19 protein-coding genes and 1 tRNA gene are annotated in these 26,655 nt (G+C 52.9%); 6 read left to right on the top strand and 14 right to left on the bottom strand.

Annotation, left to right across the window (positions count from 1 at the left end; all coding sequences use genetic code 11):
* The first annotated feature begins 3 nt into the window (after positions 1–3).
* From thyX to J3353_RS06420, 6 genes are all read left to right on the top strand, one after another.
* Positions 4–783: an FAD-dependent thymidylate synthase gene (thyX, locus tag J3353_RS06445; protein ID WP_005936154.1), complete on the top strand. Its 780-nt coding sequence runs from the start codon at positions 4–6 to the stop codon at positions 781–783.
* Positions 780–1,448 (top strand): deoxynucleoside kinase, encoded by a 669-nt coding sequence (locus tag J3353_RS06440; RefSeq protein ID WP_117504260.1) that lies wholly within the window; start codon positions 780–782, stop codon positions 1,446–1,448. Before thyX ends, J3353_RS06440 begins: the two co-directional genes overlap by 4 nt.
* A 23-nt stretch (positions 1,449–1,471) precedes the next feature.
* Positions 1,472–2,284 carry a hypothetical protein gene (locus tag J3353_RS06435; protein ID WP_097773776.1) on the top strand — a complete coding sequence of 271 codons (813 nt, stop codon included), beginning with the start codon at positions 1,472–1,474 and terminating at the stop codon, positions 2,282–2,284.
* Between the two features lie 13 nt (positions 2,285–2,297).
* Positions 2,298–3,434 carry an endolytic transglycosylase MltG gene (mltG, locus tag J3353_RS06430; protein ID WP_207684451.1) on the top strand — a complete coding sequence of 379 codons (1,137 nt, stop codon included), beginning with the start codon at positions 2,298–2,300 and terminating at the stop codon, positions 3,432–3,434.
* Between the two features lie 143 nt (positions 3,435–3,577).
* Entirely contained in the window at positions 3,578–4,813 is a 1,236-nt protein-coding gene (locus J3353_RS06425; protein ID WP_207684450.1) for a U32 family peptidase, read from the top strand.
* A gap of 72 nt (positions 4,814–4,885) precedes the next feature.
* A tRNA-Ala gene (locus tag J3353_RS06420) sits at positions 4,886–4,959 on the top strand.
* 148 nt (positions 4,960–5,107) lie between these two features.
* Here the strand turns inward: J3353_RS06420 and J3353_RS06415 are convergent.
* The 14 genes from J3353_RS06415 to J3353_RS06350 all read right to left on the bottom strand — a co-directional run bounded on the left by J3353_RS06415 (position 5,108) and on the right by J3353_RS06350 (position 26,522).
* On the bottom strand, positions 5,108–6,790 hold the full coding sequence (locus tag J3353_RS06415) for a recombinase family protein (protein ID WP_207684449.1): 1,683 nt from the start codon (positions 6,788–6,790) through the stop codon (positions 5,108–5,110).
* A gap of 20 nt (positions 6,791–6,810) precedes the next feature.
* Positions 6,811–7,812, bottom strand: coding sequence for a virulence RhuM family protein (gene rhuM, locus J3353_RS06410; protein WP_207684448.1), 1,002 nt, complete (start codon positions 7,810–7,812; stop codon positions 6,811–6,813).
* 85 nt (positions 7,813–7,897) lie between these two features.
* A complete protein-coding gene (locus J3353_RS06405; RefSeq protein WP_207684447.1) occupies positions 7,898–8,098 on the bottom strand; it encodes a hypothetical protein in 201 nt (66 codons plus the stop codon).
* A 68-nt stretch (positions 8,099–8,166) separates the two neighbouring features.
* The gene (locus tag J3353_RS06400) at positions 8,167–9,003 is read right to left on the bottom strand and encodes an ATP-binding protein (protein WP_156073992.1); all 837 of its coding nucleotides are present in this window, start codon (positions 9,001–9,003) and stop codon (positions 8,167–8,169) included.
* Entirely contained in the window at positions 9,000–9,728 is a 729-nt protein-coding gene (locus J3353_RS06395) for a replication initiator protein A (RefSeq protein WP_207684446.1), read from the bottom strand. Before J3353_RS06395 ends, J3353_RS06400 begins: the two co-directional genes overlap by 4 nt.
* Positions 9,729–9,747: 19 nt before the next feature.
* Positions 9,748–10,770, bottom strand: coding sequence for a hypothetical protein (locus tag J3353_RS06390; RefSeq protein WP_207684445.1), 1,023 nt, complete (start codon positions 10,768–10,770; stop codon positions 9,748–9,750).
* A gap of 906 nt (positions 10,771–11,676) precedes the next feature.
* Positions 11,677–15,066 carry a DUF499 domain-containing protein gene (locus J3353_RS06385; protein ID WP_207684444.1) on the bottom strand — a complete coding sequence of 1,130 codons (3,390 nt, stop codon included), beginning with the start codon at positions 15,064–15,066 and terminating at the stop codon, positions 11,677–11,679.
* A 24-nt stretch (positions 15,067–15,090) separates the two neighbouring features.
* Positions 15,091–17,862 (bottom strand): DUF1156 domain-containing protein, encoded by a 2,772-nt coding sequence (locus tag J3353_RS06380; RefSeq protein WP_207684443.1) that lies wholly within the window; start codon positions 17,860–17,862, stop codon positions 15,091–15,093.
* 351 nt (positions 17,863–18,213) lie between these two features.
* Positions 18,214–18,741: a hypothetical protein gene (locus tag J3353_RS06375; RefSeq protein ID WP_207684442.1), complete on the bottom strand. Its 528-nt coding sequence runs from the start codon at positions 18,739–18,741 to the stop codon at positions 18,214–18,216.
* 7 nt (positions 18,742–18,748) lie between these two features.
* Positions 18,749–22,249 (bottom strand): helicase-related protein, encoded by a 3,501-nt coding sequence (locus J3353_RS06370; RefSeq protein WP_207684441.1) that lies wholly within the window; start codon positions 22,247–22,249, stop codon positions 18,749–18,751.
* A gap of 211 nt (positions 22,250–22,460) precedes the next feature.
* Complete coding sequence (locus tag J3353_RS06365; protein WP_118552036.1) at positions 22,461–23,063, bottom strand: recombinase family protein; 603 nt, start codon at positions 23,061–23,063, stop codon at positions 22,461–22,463.
* Positions 23,064–23,238: 175 nt separating this feature from the next.
* Complete coding sequence (locus J3353_RS06360; RefSeq protein WP_207684440.1) at positions 23,239–24,270, bottom strand: DUF2971 domain-containing protein; 1,032 nt, start codon at positions 24,268–24,270, stop codon at positions 23,239–23,241.
* Positions 24,271–24,606: 336 nt separating this feature from the next.
* Complete coding sequence (locus J3353_RS06355; RefSeq protein WP_008791695.1) at positions 24,607–26,229, bottom strand: recombinase family protein; 1,623 nt, start codon at positions 26,227–26,229, stop codon at positions 24,607–24,609.
* Positions 26,230–26,336: 107 nt separating this feature from the next.
* Entirely contained in the window at positions 26,337–26,522 is a 186-nt protein-coding gene (locus J3353_RS06350; protein ID WP_004849804.1) for a hypothetical protein, read from the bottom strand.
* Positions 26,523–26,655: the final 133 nt, after the last annotated feature.

The following is a 26,655-nucleotide window of genomic DNA, read 5'->3' as shown; positions in this document are numbered from 1 at the left end:
ACTATGATGACCGTTCGATTGATCGCACATACCCCGGAACCGGAAAAGGTGGTGGCGGCAGCGGCCAAGCTCTGCTACTCCGATGCCCATATCACCGACCTGCTGGACGGCCTGACTGAGGAGAAAACGGCCAAGTTCCTGACCATGCTCAGCGACCTGGGCCATGCCAGCCCCATTGAACATGCCAGCTTCACCTTTGGCATTGAGGGTGTGAGCCGCACCCTGCTGGCCCAGATCACCCGGCACCGCATCGCATCCTTCAGTGTCCAGAGCCAGCGGTATGTCCGGCTGGACGACTTCCACTATGTCATCCCGCCGGAGATCGAGGCCATCCCTGAGGCAAAGGCAGCCTTTCTTGAGAGCATGGATGAGGATGCGAAGCGCTACCTGGACCTTGCAAAAAAGCTGGAGGACGGCCATACTGCCCGCTTGATGGCGGAGGGAATGCCCGAAAAGCAGGCCCGCGCCAAGGCCTCCAAACAGGCCAACGAGGATGCCCGCTTCGTGCTGCCCAACGCCTGCGAGACGAAGATGGTCGTGACCATGAACGCCCGCAGTCTGCAGAATTTCTTCCATTTGCGCTGCTGCTCCCGTGCCCAGTGGGAGATCCGTCAGCTGGCCGAGGAAATGTTCCGGCTGGTCTACCCGGTGGCACCCCATATCTTTGCCAAGGCCGGCCCGGCCTGTGTCAGCGGCCCCTGCCCCGAGGGCAAGATGTGCTGCGGCAGAACTGCCGAAGTCCGCGCAAAGTATGAGGCCATCAAGCAGGAGGCTGGTGTATGAGCAAAGGCAAGCTGATCGTTCTGGAAGGGCTGGACGGCAGCGGCAAGGGCACGCAGGCCAAACTGCTTGCAAAGCACCTGACGGTGACGGATCATCTGGTAAGAGAGATCACCTTCCCGGATTATGACAGTGATTCCAGTGCGCTGGTCAAGATGTATCTGGCCGGGCAGTTCGGCGACAAGCCTGACGATGTCAACGCCTACGCGGCATCCAGCTTTTATGCGGTGGACCGCTATGCGGGGTATAAGTCGGACTGGGGCAAGTTCTACGAGGAAGGCGGCATCCTGATCGCTGACCGCTACACCACCTCCAATGCCGTGCATCAGTGCTCGAAGCTTCCGCCGGAGCAGTGGGACACATTCCTGCAGTGGCTCTTTGACTATGAATACCACCTGCTGGGCCTGCCTGCACCGGATAAGGTGATCTATCTGCAGGTTGACCCGGCGGTGAGTCAGCGGCTGATGACTGCCCGCTACCATGGCGACGAGACCAGGAAGGATGTCCATGAAAAGGACACCGAATACCTGGCCCGCAGCCGCCGGGCGGCAGAATACTGCGCCGCTCACCTCGGCTGGGATACCGTCCACTGCACGGCAGGGGAGAAGATGCGAAGCATTGAGGATATTCAGGGAGAGGTCAGAACTCTTGCTCTCGCTGTTATTTGAAACAAAAGGAGGCATCCTATATCATGTACCGTTTGATGCAGCCGTCCGATTGGGCGGAGGTGCTGGCCCTGTGGCAGGCCCAGCGCGGCGACACGGAGGAGTTTGTCCGTGGCGCTGTGGAGCGCTTTGCCGGGGTGCAGAATGTCTACGTCGCGGAGGAAAACGACCACATTGAGGCTGTGGCACTGGCTGTGCCGGTGACCCTGCAGGGCCGCCCGGGCAGCTATCTGTTCGGTTTGTGCGGGCAGGGCAGCCTGCTCCTTGCGGGCCTGGTGGATACCCTGTGCGCCCAGCAGAAACTGCGGGGCGCAGGCTTTGTGGTGGCAGTGCCCGCCAGCCCAGAACAATCAACGCTGCTGCAGGATAAAGGCTTCCAGAAAGCCTTTGCCCTGCGCTGCCTGCCCCGGGAGGTGGAGCGCAACCTGTGGAGCCAGGCGGAATTCGATTCCGTGACGGCGAAAAAACTCTGCGAGCTGCGGGCAAAATACTGGCCCGACACCGTTCAGCTGCCGCCGGAGCAGATGGGGGAAGTTCTGCGGGACCTGTATTCCCGTGGCGCGACCATCGTATCCAGTGAGCAGGGCTACGGCATCTATTTCCGCAGGGAGGATACCCTTTACTTTGTGGAGATGATGGCGGAAAATGACCGTGCTGCCGAGGTGCTGATGGAAGCCGCCCGGGAGAAAGAGGTCATTGTGGAAAAGGCTGTCATCACGGTGGGAGCTGCCCAGAATCTGTTCCTGGGCGAGGGAACCCGGCAGGAGTATGGCCTCATCCGCTTTGAAGGAGAACCTTTTGATGTTTCGGAGAGCTACATGCGCCTGATGATGGATTGAAAGGAACGTGGATATGGCAGAAAAACACCAGAAAAAGAAAAAAGGCAGTGCGCTGAAGATCCTGTTGGCCGTGCTGTTGCTGCTGGTACTGACAGTCGGTGCGGCAGGCGTGTTTGCGTATAACGAGATCAACGGCAATGGAGAAAAGCCCGGTGCAGAGGTGACCGTCAGCATCCCCCAGGGCAGCGGCGTTGCTGCCATCGCAAAGGAGCTGAAGGAGGCTGGAGTGATTCGTTCGGCCTATCTGTTCCGCTGGTATGTGGGGCACAAGGGTGCCGCCGGAAAACTGCAGTACGGTGATTTTACGCTGCAAACCGGCGGATATTCCTACGATGGCCTGATCGCAGAGCTGTCCACGTATGCCAAGGCGGATTCGGTGCGTCTGACCTTCCCGGAGGGAACCACTGCCATTGCCATTGCCCGGAAAATGGAGGAAGCCGGTCTGTGTACTGCCGAGGAGTTTTTGGAAGAAGCCAACACCGGAGATTTCAGTGAGTACACCTTCTGGCAGTATGTCCCGGACGATGCCGATGCCCCCGACCGCTTTATGAAGTGTGAGGGCTACCTCTTTCCGGACACCTATGAGTTTTTGACGGACGATACCGTGCATCATTATGTTGCAACGTTCTATGCACACTTCGATAAGCAGTTTACGGACGAGATGTACAGGGAACTGGAAAAGCAGGAGCTGACCCTGCCCGAGGTCATCACACTGGCCTCTTTTGTGCAGGAGGAAGCGGGCAACGATCAGGATTCCAATGTGGCGCAGGTGTTCCGCAACCGTCTGGCCGAGGGTTCGCCCTACCCCAAGCTCCAGAGCAACACCTCCAGCTATGTCCAGAGCGATGAGGACAACAACTACCTCTGGAACTGGGTGGCTCCGTATTATGGCGGCTGGGAGGATATCCCCGAGAACATCCGGAATGCCTACGATACCTACACCTGCACCGGCCTGCCCGCCGGGCCCATCTCGAATCCGGGCCTTGCCGCGATCCAGGCTGCTCTGGCACCTCAGTGTGATGAGGAAGTCAGGGACTGCTATTTCTTTGTTACGGACCTTTCCGGTCACTACTATTACGCCAAGACCTATGCTGAACATCAGGACAACTGCCGGAAAGCGGCTGAAGTCAATCAGAGTTTGAAGAAGTAAGTCCCTCTCAGTCGGCTTCGCTGACAGCTCTCCCAAGGGGCGAGCCAATTGCGGCTCCGGAGTCAGGTTTGCAGAAACCGATCCGGTGAGGCGGTATCGCGTCAGCGATGACAGAGAGGGTGTTAAAAAGAGAGGACGATTTTATGTTACAGATCCCGGAACTGCTGGCCCCGGCAGGCGACTTGGAACGCCTGCGTTATGCCATCAACTATGGAGCAGACGCTGTTTATTGCAGCCTGCCGGAGTTCGGTATGCGGTCGGCTCCTGCCAATTTTACGCCGGAGCAGCTGGCCGAGGGTGTGATCTATGCCCATGCCCGCGGCCGCAAGGTCTATCTGACCATGAACACGCTGCCCACCAATGAGGAAGCTGACCGCCTGCCCGAAGCCATCAAGGCTGCTGCTGCCGCCGGTGTGGATGCCTTTATCGTGGCCGATCTGGGCGTGCTGGAAGCCTGTAAGCAGTTCGCCCCGGAGATCGATGTTCACATGTCCACCCAGACCGGCATCACCAACTGGGCCGCTGCGCGTGCCGCTTACAACATGGGTGCAAAGCGTGTGGTGCTGGCCCGTGAGATGAGCCTGCAGGATATCGCCACCCTGCGCGATAAGACCCCGCCGGAGCTGGAGATCGAGGCGTTTGTCCACGGAGCCATGTGCATGAGCATTTCGGGCCGGTGCCTGCTCTCCAATTACATGGCAGGCCGGGATGCCAACCGGGGCCAGTGCGCCCAGCCCTGCCGCTGGAAGTATTACCTGAGCGAGGAGACCCGCCCGGGCCAGCTGTATGAGATCGGCGAAAATGAGAACGGCAGTTATATCCTCAATGCAAACGATCTGTGCACCGCTCCCTTCATCGACCTCATCTGCAAGGCAGGTGTGGACAGCCTGAAGATCGAGGGCCGCGCCAAGACGTTCTACTATGTTGCCAGTGTCACCGCCGCCTACCGCAAGGCTCTGGATCAGTATCTGGCCGACCCTCTCAACGATAACTTTGAGCTGAGCGATGACGCTCTGGCTGAGCTGACCCGTACCAGCCACCGGCACTACTCCCCGGGCTTCTACTTTGGCCGCGAGCAGGCCCGTCAGGCAACCGACAGCGCTACTTATATCCGTGAGTGGGAGTTTGTGGGCACTGTGGAAAGCTGGGAGAATGGTGTTGCCTCCTGCCAGCAGCGCGGCAAATGGAGCCTTGGGGACACGCTGGAGGTGCTCTGCCCGGATGGCCGCAGCATCCCGCTGCACCCGGAGTGGATCAGAAACGAGGCAGGGGAGAGCGTGGAATCCACCCCCCACGCCATGGAAAAGTACACCATCCCCACCCCGGAGCTGGCCCCCATGAGTCTGCTTCGCCGGAAGGTAGAAACTCTTGACAAATGATTCCAGAAGCAGTAAAATAATAAAGTCAAAATGAACGATGTCCTCTGGCTCTAGTGGTCAGAGGACAGTTGAGGGCTCGTAGCTCAGTTGGGATGAGCGTTCGGTTCGCATCCGAAAGGTCGAGGGTTCGACTCCCTTCGAGTCCATACAGCAGAAAACCGCTCTGTCGTAGCGATACGGCAGGGCGGTTTTCTTGTTCGCAGTTCTATGAGACGGTGAAGATTATTCTGGCTGATCTGGAGCCGGTTCAAAGGTGGAAAATTACTGCTCTTCAAACCTTGAAAGTGCTAGAAATCAAGGCTTCATGCGGGTTAATGCCGTGACACATTCGATATGACTTCCATTGTCCAAACACAAATCAATGTTGTTTTCAACGATGGGCAGTCTGAATTTAATGGATTTGAGCCACTGACCGTTTGGCTGACGCTCCGGGTAGATCTGAATTTCAGAAATCAGATGTTCCATCAGCTTTTTACGTTCAAGGGGATTCATAACATTGTAAAGCTTTTCAAAGCAGACGAGAACCTTGTAAATGTTGTCGCCGGTAATTTTATCCGCTTCGATAGCCTGCTTCTTTGCACGGGCATCCATCAGGCTGTTTTCGGCTTCCTCGATTTTATCGTACATCCTGTAAAGCCGCTCGTCAAGGTCAGATTTGCGGATGATGTAATGACGGTCATCCGGGTCAAGTGTGTCGATCTCCTCCATGATTTTGGACTTGACGGAATAATACTGCCGCAACTGCTTTTCAGCGGAAGCAATTTCCTGTTCAATGGCAGTGGTGTCTACTTTGCTGTTGATCTTCTCCTGCATCATGGCGGCAAACTTTGGATTGCTGACCAGTTTGATGATAACCTCCACCACGGCGTTGTCCAGAACTTCTTCCTGAATTTGCTTGTTGAAATCGCATTTTTGCCCACGTTGCATCTTGCGATGCTTGCAACTGTAATAAGAGAAAGATTTATAGGGTGTGCCATCTTTCTTTCGCTTGGTGCATTTGTTGCTGTACATTCCAGCACCGCAAACGGGGCACTTGACAAGGGCGGATAACAAGTGCGCCTGTTCCGTCTTGCTGCGGTTGACTGGTTCGTATCGTTTGGACTGCGCCAACAGCTTGACCTGTGCGGCGTTCCACAATTCTTCCGATACGATGCCTTCGTGCAGGCCGTCCACCAGCAAATAATTCTCCTGTGGAACCTGATGATATTCGTTCCGGGTGCCGTGAATCTTTTCGAGTTTGCGGCGGCCAAAGGCGATTTTTCCGCAGTAGACGGGGTTCTTCAGGATGGCACGAATCAATGTTGCGCTGAAAAGGGGAGAGGTGCCATTTTGACGAGCAAGTTTCTGAAAGCCGTGGGTCTCCAGATATTTGGAAAGACCATTTGCACCTGTGTCCGTGTTTACATATTGCTCAAAAATCGTGCGAATGGCAGGGGCTTCATCCTCATTGATTTGCAGCACACCGTCAACCAAACGATAGCCATAAGGCGCAAAACCGCCGTTCCAGCGACCTTCCCGTGCCTTCTGGATGCGGCCTTCCATGGTTTGGACACGGATGTTCTCACGCTCGATTTCAGCGACAGCGGACAGAACGGAGATCATCAGTTTGCCAGCGTCTTTGGAAGAATCAATGCCGTCCTCCACGCAAATCAGGTTCACACCAAAATCCTGCATTACCTGCAGGGTAGACAGTACATCGGCAGCATTGCGGCCAAAACGGGAGAGCTTGAACACCAGCACATAGGCAACGCCATCCTTGCCGGATTTGATGTCCTCCATCATCCGGCAGAAAGATGCACGACCCTCGATGGATTTGCCGGATTTTCCAGCATCCTCATATTCACCAACGATCTGGTAGTCGTTGAAGTCTGCATAGGCTTTCATGCGAGCTTTCTGTGCATCCAGCGAGTAGCCATCGATCTGCATCGCAGTTGAAACACGGGTGTAAATGTAAACCTTTGTCTTTTCCTGCAACATAAGAAAACCTCATAAAACGGTTATTTCTTGCCTGTTTTCTGCTCCAAAAACTTAATGGAATCCAGATAATCCTGCTCCACATCGCTGAGGGTTTTAGCCTTGTATTTCCGATATTCGGTAGTAGCTTTGTCCACTGCCTGCTTGTGGGTCACACTGCCATTGCCAACAAGCAGCTGCTCGCCGCTCATAGTCAGAATACGGTCAAGGTGGTTTGCCCAATCCTGCATTGTCATGGGCTGTTCACGTTCTGCCTGACGCTCAGCAAAATCCAGATAACCGGAAACCAACTGCCCCATAGCACGAAGCTCTTTCTCGTGCAGATAGTTTTTGGCAATAGTAGCTTCTCGTAAAGTGGGCTGGTTTCCTGCAAAAGTGGTCAGACCCATAAATTCCTTTTCGGCATCTGCACGGTTGTAAATGACCTCGGCGGCAGTCTGACCGTGGATGGCATAATGAATTTTATTCTGGACTTTTTTGAAAAACTGGACGGAGATTTCTGCTTTTGGGTCGTAGTCAATGCTGGTTGCATAGATTTCCAGAACCTGACGATAAAACACTTTTTCGGAAGAACGGATGTCACGGATGCGTTCTAACAGCTCTTTGAAATATCCACCGCCGCCCAGATTTTTCAGGCGTTCGTCATCCAGCGCAAATCCCTTGCGCATATATTCCTTCAGGATGCCAGTTGCCCAGATACGGAACTGTGTGCCTCGTTTGGATTTGACGCGGTAACCGACGGAAATGATAACGTCAAGATTATAGTAATCCACGTCGTATGTCTTTCCATCAGCGGCAGTGTAGGCAAATTTTGCCCACACTGATTCCTTTTGGAGCTCGCCTTCCTTGAAGATGTTCCGGACGTGTTTTCCGATGACACTCCGATCACGCTGGAACAGCTCGGCCATCTGGTCAATGGAAAGCCAGACGGTGTCACCGTCAAAGGTAGTATCAATTTTGGTCAGGCCATCTTCTGTGGTGTAAATGAGGATGGAATTTTTAGGAGAGTCATCTGGACGATTCATTTTAAGCACCTCGTTCCGTGTATGTAATACAGTGGAAGGGGAGACCTTACCACTGTGTTGGGACAAATATTACAAGAATATTATATCATGCTGCAAGAGCGGTATCAACAGCATCTTGTTGATTTTTGTTGTTGGTTGAGGATACTGCGTTGTCTATCTCCAAGACCGATACGTACTTCTCAATCACATCGGCTAGAAAGGTTGCGAATGCGCTCCATTCATCGAGTGTGGGCGTAGAGCATTCCGAAGGGGTGGGATTGTTTTCTATACGATGAAAATTATTCAATAGGCAACTCCATTTTCTTGTAGCAGAACTTAGGACGTCCTGCGGATTCCTTCAGAAATGTTTCTGATCTATCCGATTAAAATTTTTAAGCGTTCCAGCTTTTCCTGTGCATTCTCTTTCCGGAAGCTGACCCCAATGCAGGAAACAGGGATGCACATTTCCAGCAGGCGGTCATAGATGCGGGCATGGGCTGTATCTTGTGGGTGCCGTATCTCGTCCAGCGTCAGGTTGGTGGTGACAATCAACGGCTTCCGGCTGCGGTATCGGCTGTCCACGATGTTGTAGATCTGTTCCAGCGCATACTCGGTGCCACGTTCCATACCGAAGTCATCAATAATAAGCAGGGGATAGCGACAGAGCTTGTCGATGGCTTCATTCCGCCCGGAAAAACTGCCGTTTAGTTCGTTTAGGATTCGGGTAAAGTTCGTCATACGCACAGGCACTTCCTGCTCCATCAGAGCGTTCGCAATGCACCCGGCAAGGAAACTCTTGCCTGTACCCACACCGCCCCAGAGAAGAAGCCCAAGGTTCTCTGAACGCATGGTCTGCCATTGCTCCACATAGCGGTGTGCATAGTGCATCTGAGGGCTGCGGCCATTGTCGTTTTCAAAGGTCCAGTCCAGCATTGCCGAGTCGGAAAATCCATCGGTTTTCAGCCGCCGCACAAGGTCGTTGTGCTTTTGCTGGTTGATAAGGGCTTCCTGCTTTGTCCTCTCGATGCGCTGGCAACTGCATTCGATTGGGTGCTTGTTTTTGCCCATCAGGGCAATGCCCTTTGCAAAGAATGCTTCTTTTGGGGTATGACATTTTCCGCAATAAAGCAGGCCATCCTCGCCATAATAATCCTCAGTGTTTTCGGGAATAATGGAAATGGACTGTTCCAAAGTTTTTTCAATCGTCTCTATAGGCTTTCTCCTTCCTTGAATGTGTAGTCCGGGATGCCCGGTGCTTGCTTCTGTTCTGACTTTTGCCGTTTTGCCCAGATGCGCAGGGTGGCGGCATGGTCGACGTACTTTCTGCCGGTGGACTGGATATAAGCGGACAACTGCTCAATCAGACTGTCCAGCCCTGCAAAGTCAGCCTTGAGCCGCTTATACTCCTTTTCCGTCAGAAAGACATTCCGGTATTCTCTCAACGATAGACAAGCATTGTTTGATTTTATCAGGTGGTTATCATTCAGGTTGTTCTTATTACGTTGGTTAGGTGTGCATTTTTGCGCAATCATACTGTGCAGAATTGCACAGTCAGCTTGTGCGCTGGTGCATACTGTGACTGCGCAATTCTGCACAGTATGCGGAACTTTGAGCAGAATGTGGCTGGGTTTAGAAAAGCCGTAGCGCACTCGTTCGACAAGGTCAGTTTTTTCCAATTCTGTAAAGGCGCGTGTCACGCTGGAAACGCAGCACCCTAAATCCTTCGCCAGATTGGAAAGCGGATAGATCACATAAATGCGTCCCCGATCGTCCACCCAGTTGTTTTTCTGGGAGAGTGTAGCACGGTCGAGCAAGAGTGTGTAGAGTATTTTTGCCGTATGACTTAAATCGGCATCCAACAAAAATCGGGCATAGGGCAGATACTGCGGCAGTGGCATATTGGGTCTCAAATAATCCGAAATGGCATTCACCTCCATTTTTATATCCGAATTAGTGCTAGACCGTTTGAGAGTTTTGGTTTCTATCATTGTTCAGACGATCTTTTACCGTCTGAAGATACCGACTGGCACGGTCGATAAAAATCAGCAGTTTCTCATTGTTCTTCGGTTCAGTAAGAATATCCGGGTATTCACGAAAGCACATTTCCCACCGCCGGACAAAGTCCTCCTGCGCTCCCTGAATCTCGCACATCATGGCTTCGCCATCTGCCAAACGGCGAGGTGAATAGATGCTCTTGACGGCATCCTTGAGATTCTGCTTTTCTTCCTTGTTGAGTCCTTTCTTATGCCCCTGAATGTCTTGCTTGAAGGTCGTTATAAACTCATTGCCCTTTGAAGGCGAAGAATACGAATCCGTGATACTGGAATCCCGTTCGCCTTTAGGCTTACGAAGCTCTGCCACAACTTCGGGACGCTTTTCCTTTGGAACCTTTGCAATCGAGGAAATTTCACGGTCGGTTGCCCGGATCTTTCCACTCAGGATTTCTTTCTGCGCTCCGGGTACTGCCTCCTCCGCAGCTTCCACACCTTTTGCAAATTGCTCTGCACGGTAAACATAACTTTCGGATGTTCCATGTTCCGCAGCGACCTTCGACCGTGAACCGTGCTTTGTGCGGTCTGGTTCATTTTGAACCAGACCACTTTCAGATGCCAAAGTATACTGATTGCCGTGAAACGATTTGATTTGCTTTTCCGCTTCTGCCTGCTTTCCAATCAGGAACTTTTTCTGTTCTGGGGTCAGGTTTCGCCGCCCAAGCTGATTTTTACAGATCCAGGCGAGTGCTTCATAACGGCTGGAAAATTCTTTTTCGATGACTTCAAATGGAATAAACAGGTATTTCCGAAGAATTTGATAGCGTGTATATCCATCCACAATATAGCCGTTCCACGTGATGATCGGATTCAGTACACGTTCTTCTTTTAGGATGTTCATTTCCAGTTGGTGGGTTTCCTCAAACGACGGAGGGTTGATTTGATTCTGGAACTCCGGATCGATTTTAAGCTGGCTCAGTTTTGTCATAGGCAAACCATCCTTTCTGAAATGAAATAGAATATCATTGTTCTTACGCCGTTCTCTCTGCATGGTGTTCCTGCCCCTTTCCAGCGGCGTTTTCCGGCTCTCCCTTGCGGGGTCATGGCCGAGTATCCCATGCAGACGGTCATTCGGTTCTCAAGGTTCGATGAAGGCTTGTAGAAAGCCAATCACAATTAAATAAGTGTTTTTAGGACGTATCAGGTCCGGTTTTGAGGGAGAAAACCGGACTTGGGAGGTCCGGTTCTTGTGAACGGCTCTGGATAGAGCATACCATAAAATTGCTCGATTTTTTAGGAAGTGATACTTCCGCTTTTTGCCTTCAAAACCGGAAGTAATAGTTCCGGTTTTGTGCAATATTGAATGAATCAACGACGATTTTTCGGAAACGATTTTTTCTACAAGAAATTTGCTTATTCAGTGTCTGTTAAGATACGCAGTCGGCACAGTTTATGTGCTGAATATCGGGTTTGGGCGAAGCTCAACAAGCGTTTTTGAAGTTGGATTTGAAAAATCTGATTCAAAAATTGCAAGGCGGTACCAACTCGCCCTGTTTGCTGCGGTTGCAAACTCGAAAATTTTTGTGCAGAAAAATAACCGCCCGCTTCAAGTTGAACTTGAAAACGGACGGTCCTGATTGCAAAATAATCTTCAAATTTGGGAAGCACGTTGAGAGGTTTCATAGCATTCGCAAGCAGGGCAGACGTATATACAACGTCTGCATCTGCAAGCAATGTGTCTGTCTATACAAACACCATTTGCTTTGCAAAATACTTGTTGGGGAGCACCCAAACCCTTGAACTGCATCGTGCCGATGCAGGCTGTGCGATTGCATCGCTGAATAGTAGCGTTGCTATACAGGATAGGAGCACCTTGTCAATAACGCCGCTGTCGTTATTCATCTACGCCAAAATCTTTTACCTTCAGCGTTTTACAGTTCTCCATCACGGTGCGCACAATGGGGGTGGACAGACCGTCCGGTGCATCGGCGGTAACATCCAGCGTTACCGAAACTTTGCAGCCATCTGCGCTGAGCAGGTGGGTGATGACTTCCTCCACCAGCCGCTGCACATCACGGTTGATGCGGGTGGTGTCCAACTCGGCAGTCATGTAGAACCGGGTGTTTTTGGGAGGAGCGGGAACAGCGGCAGGCTGCGCTGTCGGCGGCTGATGCAAGGTTACAGTGGGGTCAATGGGAGTGTCCGGGGGAAGGTTGAAAAGGGTGGGCTGTTCGCCGCCCTGAGCAGTTTGCGTAGGTTGCACAACTACTGCGGGAGCACTTTTTTCAGCCAAAAGCTGCTTGCGGGCAGGGTCCAGCTTGACCAAAAGATCGGAGGTATTGATGCAGTCCACAAACTGGTTATACCGTAGTTCAACATAGCGGTCGCCCGTGTAACCGACCGCAAGGGCAAAATATTCCTGCGAGTTCAGGCCGGTACGGATGGCATCTTCCAGCACACTGTACTTGGCAAGGCGGGGCAGATAGCAGTAGGTGCACAGATACTCCCACAGCTTCTTAATCTGGATACAGTCGGTGTCCTTCCACAGCACGTTGTTCAGCTCCATCAGCAGCAGAGCAGGTGCCCATTTGGTGATGAGAGTCTCGCTTTGCTGCATTTTGCGGGAAGCCTTTGCTACGATGCTGTCGGTGCCACCGGAAATGCGGCTGGCGTCCCACTGGATGGTTTTCATGTCCACAAAACAATCGATCTCCGGGGTCAGCAGCCAGCAGTAGGTCTCCTTGATGCGGGCCTCTACGGTATCATTGCAGCGGTGAAGGTTTGCGTCCACCTCTTTGTTCTGGGCGGCATCGAGATTCAATGTTTCCTTGTCATCCTGAATGGAGCGCCATGCACGGAAGTCCCGGACGGCCTGCCGGAGAGAGAGCATTGCCTCCTGATCCGGTGCCACGAAAGCCAGCATATTGCGGTAGGTGCGTGGCTTTGAGCCGTGGTTGTTCAGGATGTTTTCAGCAGCAGTGATGGCGGCACTCGCTCCTGCGTTGGCACGGTGGGTGTCCTCGGTGCGCAGAATGACCAACCGGGCCGCTTGCTCGTCCGGTACATCCAGCGAGGAAGCGGGGCAGACGTGCAGACCGGCAAACGGTTCCTCCCGGCGCAGCTTTTTCAGCCGGGATTCGATCTCCTCGATCACGTCGGCTTCGGCCACCTGCGTTGCACGGTCCTGCGCAGTTTTGCGCAGGGTAGGGCGGGTGTCGAACCAGTAACGATCTCCGTTGGTGTTGGTGTAAAGGTATGCCAGCGAGCCCCGCAGAGTGTTCAGGGCATCGTTGAAATCGGCGATGTTTTCGCCGGGCTGGACCACACCCAGCCGGATGCGGGAGGCTTCGATGCCCCGCACTGCCTGCGAGCGCACGGTGGGAGCGCTGCCCAGCATGATGGTGCGTGCCACCCGGCGGGATGCCATAATGCGCCCATACCGCTGGTTGCTCTGGTCCTTCTGGTAGGGGACAGAATTCTTGCCGTCGATCTCGGTGTTGACGATGGAGTTCCAGCCCTCCGGCAGATAGCGGATCAGTTCATCCCGGACGTTGGGAACATCCAGCGAAAGAGAACCCGGCATGATCATGGCACTGGCATCGCTGCCCATCCACAGCTCATGGATGACCGCAGCCATCAGCCGCAGCACGCCGCGGGTGCGCTGGAACCGCTCCAGTGTGGACCAGTCATCGTATAGGCGGTCGAAGATCTCCGGGTGGATGGGGTAGCAGGAGATCATCCGGTCGCGGTATTCCACCTCTTTGACCTCCGGCGGAAAATCGCTGGGGTTGGTCTGGTACAGCTGGCTAAACTGAGTACAGACCCGGTCGCGGGCTTCTGGGTCCTTGCAGTCAAGGAACAGACGGCGGCGCACAACTTCAAAGCCCTCGTTGGCGGCAACAGGCTTCCAGATGGATTCCATCCGTCCGAAGGTATGCTCGATGGTCTCCAGTGCGGTCTTTCCCGCTTCGCCGCCGATTTCGATGTCGGATTCCGGGATAGAAGCCACCACAAGGCTGTTCCGGCTGGCGCGGGCGGCTTCGGTGATCTCCTGAATAAAGGAGATGAAGTTGTCGAAAGAACCAGCGGGCAGACCCTTGACACCGTAGATGCGCTTTGCGTATGCCACCAGCTCGTCCATCAGCACCAGACAGGGACCGCAGGCATCGAAGAGATTTTTCAGTGCTTCGCTGCCGGGAGAAACGCCCTTTTTGTCGGCCTCCTTCACAAAATCATACAGTTCCGGCCGCCCAGCGGATTCTGCCAGCTGTGCTGCCATCTCGCCCCACAGGGTATTGATGGTGATGCCGGGGAAGTTGATGGGCCGCTTGGTGCGGGTGGGGTCCAGTGCGGTGCCCACCAGTACCGCCACATTTGCCTTGGGCAGGGCAGATACCCCTGCCTGCGCCAGTACCGGTTTGATGTTGGGGATGCGGTCTGCCGATACCTTGCCTCGCATCATGTGGTAAAGCGCCAGCATACTGTGGGTCTTGCCGCCGCCAAAGGCGGTTTTCAGCTGGATGACCGGCTCGCCGTCCTTTCCGCTGACCCGCTTGAGTGCCTGCACCAGCAGACCGGTCATGCCCTCGGTGACGTAGGTTCGGGCAAAAAATTCCACCGGGTCACGGTATTCAAAGGCTCCCTCACCCCTCGCTACCTGCGCCAGATCGGCGGCAAACTCTGCGTTTTTGTAGCGTCCCTGTGCCACATCCGGGTGGGGTTCCATCACGTCCCGCCAGCTTGGCAGACCGGACAGGGTCTTGCTCATAATACCGGTGTGGGCAGCCTTGGGCTTCGTCGGGGCGGCAACCTCCACCACGTTGGTGGAGCCTTCGGCGCTGCCGTAGCGGAGCTGGCGCAGGATCTTGCGGATCTCCTCAGCGGCTTCATCGTCAAAGGCTTCGCACAGGCGCGCCATGGTGTCCAGAGCACGCCATGTGTCATCCTCTGAAAAATCTGTGCCGCCGATGTGCGCCAGCTTGTTGCGCACACCCATCAGCTCTTTTGCCCAGGTGCGGTAGTCGATGGACAGCTTCCGCTTGAACAAATCGTTCCATTTGCGGTCAAACAGACGCAGGCAGTTTGCCATATCCAGCGAGTCCATCAGGGCGGCGTAATCGCCGTTGTCATCCGGCAGGTCCCGTACCTGATCGGAAAGGGTCATCAGCACCTCCTGCCACCAGTTGTCCTGATATTCCCGGCGCATTTCCTGACAGATATAGCCTGCCAGCAGCGGGTGCAGAACCCGGAACGCTTGCTGTACTTTGGTGTAATTCTCGCTCATTGTCTCGTTCCTCCCGGTATTGCGTCAAAAGAAAGAGGTCTGCTCCGGCGTTGCCTGCTGCAGCTCTGCGGCACGGGACTGGATCTCCCGCCATGCCACCACAAGGGCGTTGTAGGCGTAGCCCTCCTGCGTCCAGCCCTTGCGCTCGGCAAGGGTGTACAGCCGGTAGGCAAGGTCCTTGGCACGCTCGGCGTTGGAGCCCAGCATGGGTGCCACGATCTGAGCACACGCTTCCACGCCACCGGTCTCCATGGCACGGGTAAGCTGCTGGCAGAGCAGCCAGATGCTCTCCTCCCGCGTGTCTACTTTTTCCGGCAATTCCTCGCGGGTCAGCAGGCGGACGATGCCTTTTTCGGCGCTCAGCACGCCCTTTGCCGCCAGTGCCGCCACCGAGGTATTCTTGGCGCGTGCCAGCGTATCTGCATCGCCAAATTTAAGGTTGTTGAAGGCGTTCTGAGTGTACAGGTCTACGCAGAAGCGGCTGTTGGCGTCCAACTCGCCGTCCTGCTCGTTAAAGTACACATCCAGTTCCTGATTGATGATCTGCAGCGCACTGCGCACGGTCATGGCGCTGCCGTCGGCTTCCAGCACCCGGCCATAGCGGGAGTACACCCCCATGCCGGGGCCAATGGCGGACTGCGCCAGATCCACAGGTGCAATGTTGCTGCGCTGGAGTTTTTGCAGCGCTGGGCGCAGCTCCCGCTTCAGCTCTGCAATAAAGCCCCGGCGGGTGGTCTGGGGTGCATCTGCCGGGCGCTTGCGGCACACCAGCACAATGGAGGAGGCAAGGGCATTGGTGCCGGAACTAACAGGTCGATTAGCAAGTTCGGTACGCATCGGCCATGTGCCGGTGATGGCAAAGCCCGCCCGGATGATGGCACTGAGCATGGTCTCCCAGCCGGTGGAGGCGGTTTTGGAGTCCTCGTCTGTGTCGCTCTGCTTGTAGGCGTAGTAGATGGTTACAGGAATGTCCTCACGGGCGTACTGGTAAATTTGCTGGCAGGTGTGCAGCATTCCGTCTTCAAAGAAATTCCGCGCTTTTTCGGTGCTGCCCTCAAAGCGGTAGGGGGTCGCCACCAGTTCTTCGGCTTTGGGCACCAGCATGGTGCGAAATAATTTTGGATAAGTATTTTGTAAAGATTGCCGTAACCAAATATAGAAAAAGTCGGATAGGTCAGCGTAGCCGATGTTGTCATAATAGGGAGGATCGGTGGAAACCATGATGTTCCGCAGGCCACAATCGCTTTGCGCATCAAATTGTTTTGCAACACCAGGAATATTAGAATTGAATCTTTCAAGAACTTTAATAATACTTCCTAAACTTGTAGTGTAATCGCCAGCTGCCCCAGCAAAGACGTTGTTTTCAGCGTAATCCCAAAGCATGGGAATAGCTTGCCGACCAAATAAGTTTCGAACTTGGGTTTTGCTAACTTCCCACCGACAAAGTGCATTGCAAATATCAGTTAATCGGCTGACACCAAATGACAAATATACTCCAACAGCTTCACCGTATGCTCTTGCGCCGGAGCCGCCTGCGCTGAGGGCAATGTGGTCGTTGACAACGCCTGCGGCAACGGCATCGGCTTCCGCTTTTGCCTGCGCTTCTGCTACCAGTGAACTAAAGGTGGTAAGAGCGGTCAGCTGGCGGTTGGTAAAAAGGTCACTGTAATCTGTCATGCCAAAGGCAGGAGGGCTGAACCAGCGCGGATTTTCCGGCATGGCACCGCTGGGGTAACTTTCCGGTGCAGGAACATCAGCCGCAATGGTCTGCTCCACATCAGGAGAAAGATAAATGCGCCCATGTTTGCCTTCGCCTACAACTGCCATTAACTGACTGCCCATTTCGTGCGCTTTTCCATGCTGTTTGACATAGGCATCCGTTGTGATTTCGCCGCAACAAGGGCATTTGAAAACGGCACTGCGACCTACTTTGAACGATTCATATTCTTTAGGACATTTGCCGTACTGTACCTCAAAACGGACGCTGGTTCCCTCTGTGATGGGCTTGACCCATGCTTCCTTGCCTTTCTTTTTGGAAAGCACAAAGGTGCTTGCCAGCGGCATCTCACAGCCGCAGGCGGGGTTGGGGCACTTGACGGTGCGCGCCCAGATCCATGCAATGACGGTGGCTTCGCCGCCGCCAAGTTCATGGGGCACTTTTACCTTGGGGTACAGGTGACCGATGCGGCGGAACGCCTCCCGCTTCATCCACTCGCCGTAATACTGCACATCGGCGGCAAGCCCCTGCGCCCCCTGCCAGCCGGCTGCGCCATCCAGCCGGGTGCGGCTGTCCGGGTTGACCGGTGCCTGCCCGGCAAACCGGGGCGGGATCTCGATCATTGCCTTGTTGATCATCACCGCCACGGGGTTCAGGTCGTGGGCGTGGGCTTCCAGCCCCAGCCGCTGGGCTTCCAGCGGAATAGCACCGCCGCCGGCAAAGGGGTCCAGCAGGGCAGGCGGGTTATTGTTGTTGGAGCGCAGGATCTCTGCCTTGGCAGCCGCTAGCACCTCCGGGTCGTTGGAGTTTTCCCACTTGACCAGCTTTTCCAGAATGCCAAACAGCCGCTGTCGCTCGGTGTTCTGGGCTTCCTCGGTGGGGTACAGCTCCGGGTGGGCAGAGGGGTCGTCCACAAGGCTGGACCAGATCACGGCTCTTGCAGCCGCCAGCGGACGCCGTGCCCACCACAGATGCAAGGTGGACGGATGCCCGTGCCGGATGGATTTTTCCCGCGCTGCCTCCGCATTGATCGCTTCCAGCGGAAGGGCAACTTCGATCAGCTTTTTGGGCATTGACATTATCGCTTTTCTCCTTTCGGGAACGGCTGGAGCGGCTTTTTATTCAGGGTATTGGTGCATACGGTCGTAATAGGCCGTGGCCGATTCCGCGGAGGGTTAGAAGATGAAATCGGAGTTTTCGAGTTTTTTTCATCAGCCATTTTTCTTTCTCCTCACTATGATTTTCTTTGAACTATTCTTTCTGCATGTTGATTTGAACTTTGGTTGGTAAGCTGTAGTAGTTGTCGGAACTGGACGAGGGCGATGCGAAGGAGCTTTTCTTTCAATCCGTGTAAATCTCCTAGATGGAGTCAGCGGAATTAACTTGATCTTTTTTCCGAATCGTTTCTTCATAGCTATCACGCAACATTTTTATGTGTATAGGATAAAGAACATCAGATTTCCTATAACAAGAATTGCAACCGATAAAAGAAAGCAAATCATTGATGCCTTTATAAGGCGTACACGGAGATCTGTATTCTTCTTTTTGCTTTTCTGCACAGCAGAAAGCTGATAAACCCACTGCCAATCATAGTCTGACTGGTCGTGATAATCCTCCTTTTGTCTGTAAAGAATATTTTCAAAGCCTTCCGCATCAAGCATCGTTTGGTATGAAAAGCGCCACTGGGCAATAATTGCTAAAACAAGGCTAACGATCAACGGCGCAAACGCAACCTCAGTTAAATACATAATCTGCCAGTCCGGAATAGCCGAATACTCCGTCACAATCGGCAAAGCCATTAGTATAGCCGCAGAAAAGAGTGAAAAGGCTGTTAGCATCTGGCTGGATTGATTCAAAATGCTCTGTTCTCTTTTTTCCTCTAGATCAAAGGAAAATTTTCCAAATTCTCTTACATTTTCCATGCGAAGGAGGTCAGGGTCTTTGATTTCAGTTTCCATTTTCTTCTCATTTCTCGTAAACGACCTCGGCGTTCTGCACAAGGTCGCGGATATCAAAATTCACACTGGTGGCGGTAAAGTCCGGCGGGTTGCGGAAGGGGCGTTTCAGGTAGACCGTGTGGGTGTGGGCACCGTCCACCTCCACAATGGCAAGCAGAAACTCCTCCGGCTTGTTCAGCCCCGTCAGGATCTCGTTTTTGGAGACGGTAACGGTCTGGGCACCCTTGGCGCGTCCCTTCACCTCGATAAACCGCAGGCAGGCTTCGCCGCTGCGCAGCCGGGGCGGGATGGTGGATTCCACATCGTAGCCCAGCTTCTGGGCACTCACATCCTGCGGCAGGTAACCGAACGCCTGCTCCAACTGCATCACCGCATTCATGGCGGCAAGCTCGATGGCAAACTTGTCACCTTGGCTGAACAGTGTGGGCTGTGGAGTGCCCATCAGCTGCCGGAGCAGCCCACCGGGCAGCACCAGCGCACCGCCCACCACCACCGGCGGGGCGGGGGAGATGAGCTTTTCCGTTTCCAGTTCCGCAAGCCGCTTCTGCATCCGGGAGGCAAGCTCTTCTGCCCGGCGGGCCGCCATCTGGGAGTTGAGCCGGGCGTTGGGTCTACCGGCGGCTTCCTTCTGCTTCAGGTCTGCCGCCCGGTAGTCCCAGTATTGGATCTCAGCGGTCAGGCGTTCTTTCACGGCTTTGGCGGTCTTATCCAGCAGCTTCTGCTTCCGGGCTTTCACCTCGGCAAAATGCTGGGGCAATAGCTGCGCGATGGCATAGCTCCGGGCACGGTTTTCTACATCGTGTTTCAGCCAGTCCTGTGCTTGAATGTAGGGCAGGGCGGTAATACGCTCTGTCTCGGTGGGGGCACGGTAATCCAGATAGGGCGCGTAACCGGCGCTGCTGGCGGTGCCATCCTCCTTCAGCTCCACAAAGTGGACGTGCTGAGAGATAATCCGCTTGGTGCCGCCCGGCAGCAGAACGCCATCCTGAATGGCATCCTCGATGTAAAACAGCAGCCGGGGGGCGGTGCTGTCATCGCTGTCGTCCACAAAAATCGTGCCCTGCTTGAGTACCTCAGCGTTGCGCTCCCGCACAAGATCAATGACGGCTTCCAGCAGCGGATGTCCGGGGCAAAGCAACTCGGCTGGGATCATACCCTGCACATTGCAGCGCTCTTTTTCAAAGCACACCCGTTCGTATCGTTGCAACACCGGCTCCCCAAAGCCGATCTGCATATCCCGGCTGCGCACCGCCGCGGGCACAAAGGTGATCTCGTAGCGTCCGGTCTCGCGAGGGCGTATCTTGCCACCCACAGAGCGGAAGGCTTCCAGAAAGAATGCTTCGATAAAATGGGGCTGCAACTTGTGCGCCTCCATCCGCTCCATCTCTTCCCGGATGGCAGAAACCTTCTGTACGTCCATGGTGTCGTCCGTCAGGGCACGCTCATCCAACAGCTCCAGGAGCTTTTGCTGGTCCAGTGAGTTGTCCACAACCTGTTGCAACCGGGCACGGACGGCAGGGTCGTTGCCGTAGCGAACCGCCTCGATCAGCAGCTCCCGCAGGGGTTTGTTGTCAAAGGTCATCTTGCCCAGAATATCAAACACCTTGCCGCCCAGTGCGCCCCGTTCTTCTTCCAGCTTTTGGAACAGCCGCTGGAACACCATGCCCTCACGGGTCTGCGCCGAAACCAGATTCCACAGGTGGCACACCTCGGTCTGCCCGATGCGGTGAATGCGGCCGAAACGCTGCTCCAAACGGTTTGGATTCCACGGCAGGTCGTAGTTTATCATTAGGTGCGCTCTTTGTAGATTGATGCCTTCACCGGCAGCATCAGTGGCAATGAGGATGCGCACCTCCGGGTCCTGCTTGAATAGTTCCTCCACCTTGCGCCGCTCGTCCCGCACCATGCCGCCGTGGATGGTCACCACGGCATCGTCGTGCCCGAACAGGGTGCGGATCTTATCGGTCAGATAGCGCAGGGTGTCCCTGTGCTCCGTAAAGATAATGAGCTTTTCCCGCTGACCATCGGCGGCAAACATTTTGCTGTCGTCCTGCAGCAGCTTGGAAAGCTCGTCCCACTTGCGGTCTACGCCGCTGACTCGCACGGCATTGGCCATCTGCTCTAGCCTTTTCAGCGTGGAAATTTCCGCCTCCATCTCCCGGATGGTGCTGGCAGCGGATGCACGGTCGGTGACGTTTTCCTCGGTCTGCTCCAGCTCGTCTGCGCTGAAATCGTCCTCATCAAAATCATCTGCGATGGTAAACTGCGTGCCGGTATCCGGCTTGCCCAGTTTTTCCTCCGCCAGAATATGCTCCAACCGTTCCCGCCTGCGGTGCAGGGATTGGTAGATGGCTTCCGGCGAGGAGGCCAGCCGCCGCTGCAGGATGGTCAGCGCAAAGCCGACGGTTGCCTTGCGATCGTTGTTCAGATTCTCTGCCCGGTTGAACTCCTCCTGCACATAGCTGGTGACCTCGGAATAAAGCTGCCCTTCGGCAGGGGAGAGGTCATAGTTGACGGTATAAGCACGCCGCTCCGGGAACAGTGGTGTGCCGTCGAATTTGAGCAGCTCCTCTTTCACAAGCCGCCGCATCACGTCCGAAACATCGATGCTCTGGTTGGAAGAACGAGCTGCACCTTCAAAACGGTCGGGGTCCACCAGCGATAAAAATAGCTGGAAGTCCTCATTTTTGCCGTTGTGCGGGGTGGCTGTCAGCAACAGAAAGTTGCGGGTGATTTCCGACAGCAGCCGTCCCAGATTAAACCGCTTGGTGTATTTGATCTCACCGCCCCAGACGGTTGCAGACATTTTGTGCGCCTCATCGCAAACGATCAGATCCCAGTCGGTGATGCGGAGCTTTTCCTGCAAAGCTTCGCTGCGTGATAGCTTATCCAGCCGTGCAATACAGAAATGCATCTCGGTGAAGATGTTGCCGCTGACGGCGGATTCAATGCGGTCGTTTGTCAATACCTCAAACCGCAGATGAAATTTGCGAAAAAGCTCGTCCTGCCACTGTTCCGCCAGATTGCCCGGCGTCACGATCAGACAACGCTTCAAATCGCCGCGGGCGATCAGCTCCTTGATGAACAGACCGGTCATGATGGTTTTGCCGGCACCGGGGTCGTCCGCAAGGATGTACCGCAGCGGCAAGCGTGGCAGCATCTCCTGATAAACTGCCGTGATCTGGTGTGGCAGGGGCTGAATAGCCGAAGTGTGGACCGCCAGATAAGGATCAAATAGGTGCGCCAGATGGATGCGGTACGCTTCGGATACGAGGCGCATCTTATCAGCATCTGCGCCGAAACTCCACGGCAGACTGTCACCCAGCACATCCACAGTTGCCTCATCTCCACGATAGAGGATCTGACTGCCAAGCTGCCCTCGGCTGTTCTTGAATGTAACTTCCAGTGCTGCATTGCCATACCACTGCACCGCAATAACGGTCACAGTTTCCCTTGCCGCAATGCCGTTCAGCTGGCAGCCGACTGTGATCTCCTCCAGATGTGCCATGGAAGCTCCTTTCCGAATTGCCCACTGAGAACCTGTACTTTTACGGATTCTCAGGGCTTTTTACATATAACAACAGTATACCGCGAAACCCCGGCAAACGCAACAATTTCCGGCAAGAGTTCAGCCAAATCCCATTCATCTTCCACAAAAGGCTTCATGTATTCTAACCAATTTGAAAAAGTACGCTTTTCCGAATTCTCAGGGGCTTTTATTAAGTGGTATTTTCGAATTTCAAAGCCTTGCTGTAAAAGGTTCCAACGGGGAGATCACAGGCTTGTGCGGCTTGCTTTAAGCTCAACCGTTTGGCACGCCATGCTTTGTGGACTTCATAAAAGTTATCCGGCAAGGGACGAGGCGGCCTGCCGAATTTCACGCCCCGGGCTTTAGCGGCGGCAATACCTTCTGCCTGCCGCTGCCGGATGTTAGTGCGCTCGTTTTCGGCAACAAAGGAAAGCACTTGCAGCACGATGTCGCTTAGAAAAGTGCCCATCAGATCTTTGCCACGGCGGGTGTCCAGCAACGGCATATCCAGCACTACGATGTCGATACCTTTTGTTTGGGTGAGCAGTCGCCACTGCTCCAATATTTCTGCGTAGTTGCGTCCAAGACGGTCGATACTCTTGATATAGAGCAGATCGTCTTTTTTCAGTTTTCGCACCAGCCGCTTGTATTGCGGGCGGTTGAAGTCCTTGCCGGACTGCTTATCCATGAAGATGTTTTTCTCCGGAATCTTCAGTTCTCGCAGTGCAATCAACTGCCGGTCCTCGTTCTGGTCGCGGGTGCTGACACGAATATAACCATAGATATTAGCCAAATGTTACTCCTTTGGTTTGCGGCATTTCTGCCATGTGATTGGTGAATCATCAATCTAACACCTCCTTGTGGCAAAATAAAAGCCTGCACAATGGCAGGCAGGCTGTATGTATGAAAAAAGCCAAGAACTGTAAAAATACATTTCTTGGCCTCGAAATCGAATAGCGAATAATAGATTAGTCGTATCTTCTCAAAGGAATATTGGAATGGTAGATCTTTACATTGTCAAGGTTGTTCATGGTCAGAAGCTCTTGAATGCCCAATTCCATCATGGAGCTGTCTTCACAATTATAAGGGTTCATGACAATTTGACTGATAGAAGATTTTTTGAATTTATAATCAACATAGGGAACCAAAACTTTTCCGCGACGGAAGAAAGATACATCGGCGATATTCGAATTGGATTTTGGAGAACGTAAAGTTTCTTCTGGAATTTTTAGAACAATACGGTATTCTTGTTCCCCGTCAAAGTGGCTGTTTTTGAAAAAGCAGCGCATATTGTTGATTGGCTCCTTAAAAGACTGAACCAGTAAAGCACGATACTTGTCTAGTAAATTTAACTGAAGAAGGTTGGAATAAACATTGAATAGATGATCTAAAAATTTGATGACACACTTTTCTTTGTCGAAATTATTATAAATTACCAATCCACGAGAAAGCCAGATATCACCTGATAATCTTTTTCCTGTGTTGGTTTTGTATGAGTTGCTACCCTCAAACATATTCCATGCAAAGTCAAAACCAATATTGACGCCTGCCGATGAAGTTGCATAATAGTTCCACATATTAAGAGAATCACAGTTTTTGGAAAGCGAGCAGGTATAAGTACGGTAAGGCATATCTTTGTATGTTTGATCAACATTAGATATGGCAGAATATGATTGACGATAACTTTTCAAATCTTCTATTATAGATGGCTGCAAAAAGAACTGTTTGAATGAGCTCGAGTAATTGCCGTTGGTAAGTACATGCTCTATCAATGGGATGATTTCGAGAAATTCAGTAGAGTCGTTCAGAAATCTCACATCAGTAAAACGAAGGCATTGTTTTTCGATTATGGATAAAAGCGTGTCAATAGTACAGTAATGACACACGTTTGATGCACCACTGTTAAGCTCATCAGAAAAAGGGTCACCTTCATATGGCGTATCCAAGAAGTGGCAATGCGAGAGTGCTAAACAAGATGCAAATACCTCGGCTTCTGTCATCTTTGTCCTTTCTACTGATAAAGCAGCTTCTGACTTCAAAATCAGGAGCTGCTTTATCAGTTGTCAAAACCCTAAAATAAATTAAGTCATCTTAAAATATTTCAGCGCATCCCTTATGGCCGCTTCCTTTTCCGGTGGGCACTGAGGCTGCTTTGTATTTTCGGACGTCGCCTTATGGTGGTTCTCTCGCACCTCCAGACCGCATTTCTGCTTGACCTGCGAGATATACAGGGAAGAAACCTTCGGCCCAGTCTGTTCCAACACACGGGCCTTGATTTCAGGATAGGTCGCACCCGTCTCCCTTAATTAAAGATATTGTTGGGTAAAAAAGAAAGGTCAGTCGATTTTGCCGATGAAGCGGTAGTAGATTTCTACTTCCTGCTCACGGCTTCCGTCCTCGCCCTTGACAGCTTCGTGGACGGTTATTTTTTCAATTAGAGTGTTCAGAAGTTCGGCGGTCAGCTCCACAGGGTTGACATACTGTTTCATCAGGGCAATCCACTTTTCAGCATCCGCTGCGGTCTGTACGGCGGCTTCCATCGTTTCGTGAAGCTGTCTTATTTTTGTTTCAAGCTCCTTTTGCTCGTTCTGGTACTTCTCGGACAGCATATTGAAGTTATACTCGGTTATGCGTCCGGCAGACCAGTCCTCATACATTTTAGCAAACAGCCCGTCAACCTCGGCTTTACGCTTCTCTGCCTTTTTCAGCTCCGCAGCCTGCTTTTTCTTCGCAGAGTTTCTTTCCCTGTCGCTGGCATTGAGCAGGCGTTTCAGCAGCTTGTCCTCGTCTTTCTGTGCCAGCATAGACCAGTATTGCAGTCTTGCAAGCACATAGGCATACAGTACATCATAGCGGATATAGTGCATGGAACACTGGCGTAATCCCTGCCCGTTCTTGCTGCAATGGTAGTACCCGTATGGGTTCTTATTCTGCTTGTTTTCCCCATAGGCTAAAGACCATCCGCAGTCTGCACATTTTATCAATCCTGCGAAAATCTGTGTCGTACCGTTTCTGCGTTTCCTGCGTCTGCTTGCAATCAGCTCCTGAACTTTTTGGAACACTTCTTCAGAAATGATGGCTTCGTGGGTATTTTCCACACGATACCATTCTTCCTGCGGCTTCCGCACCTTTTTCTTGTTCTTGAATGAAATGTTGCTCTGCTTGTTGTGAATGCTGTGACCGATGTAGGTTTCCTCTTTCAAAATGCTCTTGACCTGTGCTATCGTCCACGCATAGGCTTTTTCTGCGGGCGCACCGGCGTAGATATTGGCGAAAGTCCCGTATCTTTCATAGTTCAGCCAGCCGGGGGTAGGTACTTTTTCCTCCACCAGAATCCGTGTAATGCTGGCGGCTCCACGCCCGTGTACAGCAAGGTCAAAAATCTTCTCTACAATCCAGCGTGTTTCCGGGTCGATCAGAAGATGACCTTTTTTGTCCGGGTCTTTTACATAGCCCAGCGGTGCATAGGCTCCATAGTGTGCGCCATTGGCAAATCTTGTGTGCATGGCAGCCTTGACCTTTTTGCTGGTCTGTCGGGCGTGCATTTCATTCAGGATGTTTAAGAACGGTGCAAGCTCGCTTTCTCCGTTGATGGTGTCCACATTGTCATTGATGGCAATGTAGCGTACTCCCTTGCTGGGGAAATAGATTTCCGTGTACTGACCGGTCAGGATATAGTTTCTTCCCAGACGGGATAAGTCCTTTGTGACAACGCAGTTGATTTTCCCGTCTTCGATGTCATCAATCATCCTTTGGAAACTTGGACGCTCGAAATTTGTCCCACTCCATCCGTCGTCAATGTACTCGTCTACAACGGTCAGCCCATGCTCTGCGGCATACTGTCTAAGCATCATGCGCTGGGTCTGGATACTGCCGCTTTCCCCCTGTAATTCATCGTCACGGCTCAATCTCAAATATAGTGCAGTGTTATAAATCGTTGTATTGTATGGTTGTTTCACGGTTAAAAATCCTCCTTCTAAAAGAAACAACCCACGCTTATACAATACTCGCTGGTACAAGTATATCATAAGCGTGGGCTGATTGACAGTCGTTATTCCGTATTTTTTCAGGAAGCGGCGGCAGCGTGCTGGATCACATCTTCCAGCAGGCTGTCAAGCGGCTTCCCATCCTGTGCGAAATGCTCCGATACCTTGATACGGACTTTCCCCATGACAAAATACTGGGTGCCGTCTTTTTCGGTAAGCAGGGTGCCGCTGTTTTTGTTATTGCTCTCGTTTTTGCTTTTTGCCATAGGCAGTTACCTCCATAAATGAAATATGCCCGACAAGGGAATGTCAGACAGGTGTACAGCCGCAGACTGTCTCCGTGTCAACCAAACCGTGTCAACCGGCAGAAAAGACTTTGAAAACAATCCACAGGCGCTC

Origin of the sequence: Faecalibacterium sp. Marseille-Q4137 (genome assembly GCF_017377535.1) — a bacterium.
Taxonomy (GTDB): domain Bacteria; phylum Bacillota; class Clostridia; order Oscillospirales; family Ruminococcaceae; genus Faecalibacterium; species Faecalibacterium duncaniae.
This window is presented reverse-complemented; position numbering and strand designations above follow the sequence as displayed.

What these genes read in the sequence shown, in the direction of transcription:
- J3353_RS06435 (WP_097773776.1), top strand. Translation starts at nt 1,472, where the DNA reads ATGTACCGTTTGATGCAGCCGTCCGATTGGGCGGAGGTGCTGGCCCTG.
- mltG (WP_207684451.1), top strand. Translation starts at nt 2,298, where the DNA reads ATGGCAGAAAAACACCAGAAAAAGAAAAAAGGCAGTGCGCTGAAGATC.
- J3353_RS06425 (WP_207684450.1), top strand. Translation starts at nt 3,578, where the DNA reads ATGTTACAGATCCCGGAACTGCTGGCCCCGGCAGGCGACTTGGAACGC.
- J3353_RS06375 (WP_207684442.1), bottom strand. Translation starts at nt 18,741, where the DNA reads ATGGAAACTGAAATCAAAGACCCTGACCTCCTTCGCATGGAAAATGTA.
- J3353_RS06415 (WP_207684449.1), bottom strand. Translation starts at nt 6,790, where the DNA reads ATGTTGCAGGAAAAGACAAAGGTTTACATTTACACCCGTGTTTCAACT.
- thyX (WP_005936154.1), top strand. Translation starts at nt 4, where the DNA reads ATGATGACCGTTCGATTGATCGCACATACCCCGGAACCGGAAAAGGTG.
- J3353_RS06440 (WP_117504260.1), top strand. Translation starts at nt 780, where the DNA reads ATGAGCAAAGGCAAGCTGATCGTTCTGGAAGGGCTGGACGGCAGCGGC.
- J3353_RS06360 (WP_207684440.1), bottom strand. Translation starts at nt 24,270, where the DNA reads ATGACAGAAGCCGAGGTATTTGCATCTTGTTTAGCACTCTCGCATTGC.
- J3353_RS06370 (WP_207684441.1), bottom strand. Translation starts at nt 22,249, where the DNA reads ATGGCACATCTGGAGGAGATCACAGTCGGCTGCCAGCTGAACGGCATT.
- J3353_RS06350 (WP_004849804.1), bottom strand. Translation starts at nt 26,522, where the DNA reads ATGGCAAAAAGCAAAAACGAGAGCAATAACAAAAACAGCGGCACCCTG.
- rhuM (WP_207684448.1), bottom strand. Translation starts at nt 7,812, where the DNA reads ATGAATCGTCCAGATGACTCTCCTAAAAATTCCATCCTCATTTACACC.
- J3353_RS06380 (WP_207684443.1), bottom strand. Translation starts at nt 17,862, where the DNA reads ATGTCAATGCCCAAAAAGCTGATCGAAGTTGCCCTTCCGCTGGAAGCG.
- J3353_RS06390 (WP_207684445.1), bottom strand. Translation starts at nt 10,770, where the DNA reads ATGACAAAACTGAGCCAGCTTAAAATCGATCCGGAGTTCCAGAATCAA.
- J3353_RS06395 (WP_207684446.1), bottom strand. Translation starts at nt 9,728, where the DNA reads ATGGAGGTGAATGCCATTTCGGATTATTTGAGACCCAATATGCCACTG.
- J3353_RS06385 (WP_207684444.1), bottom strand. Translation starts at nt 15,066, where the DNA reads ATGAGCGAGAATTACACCAAAGTACAGCAAGCGTTCCGGGTTCTGCAC.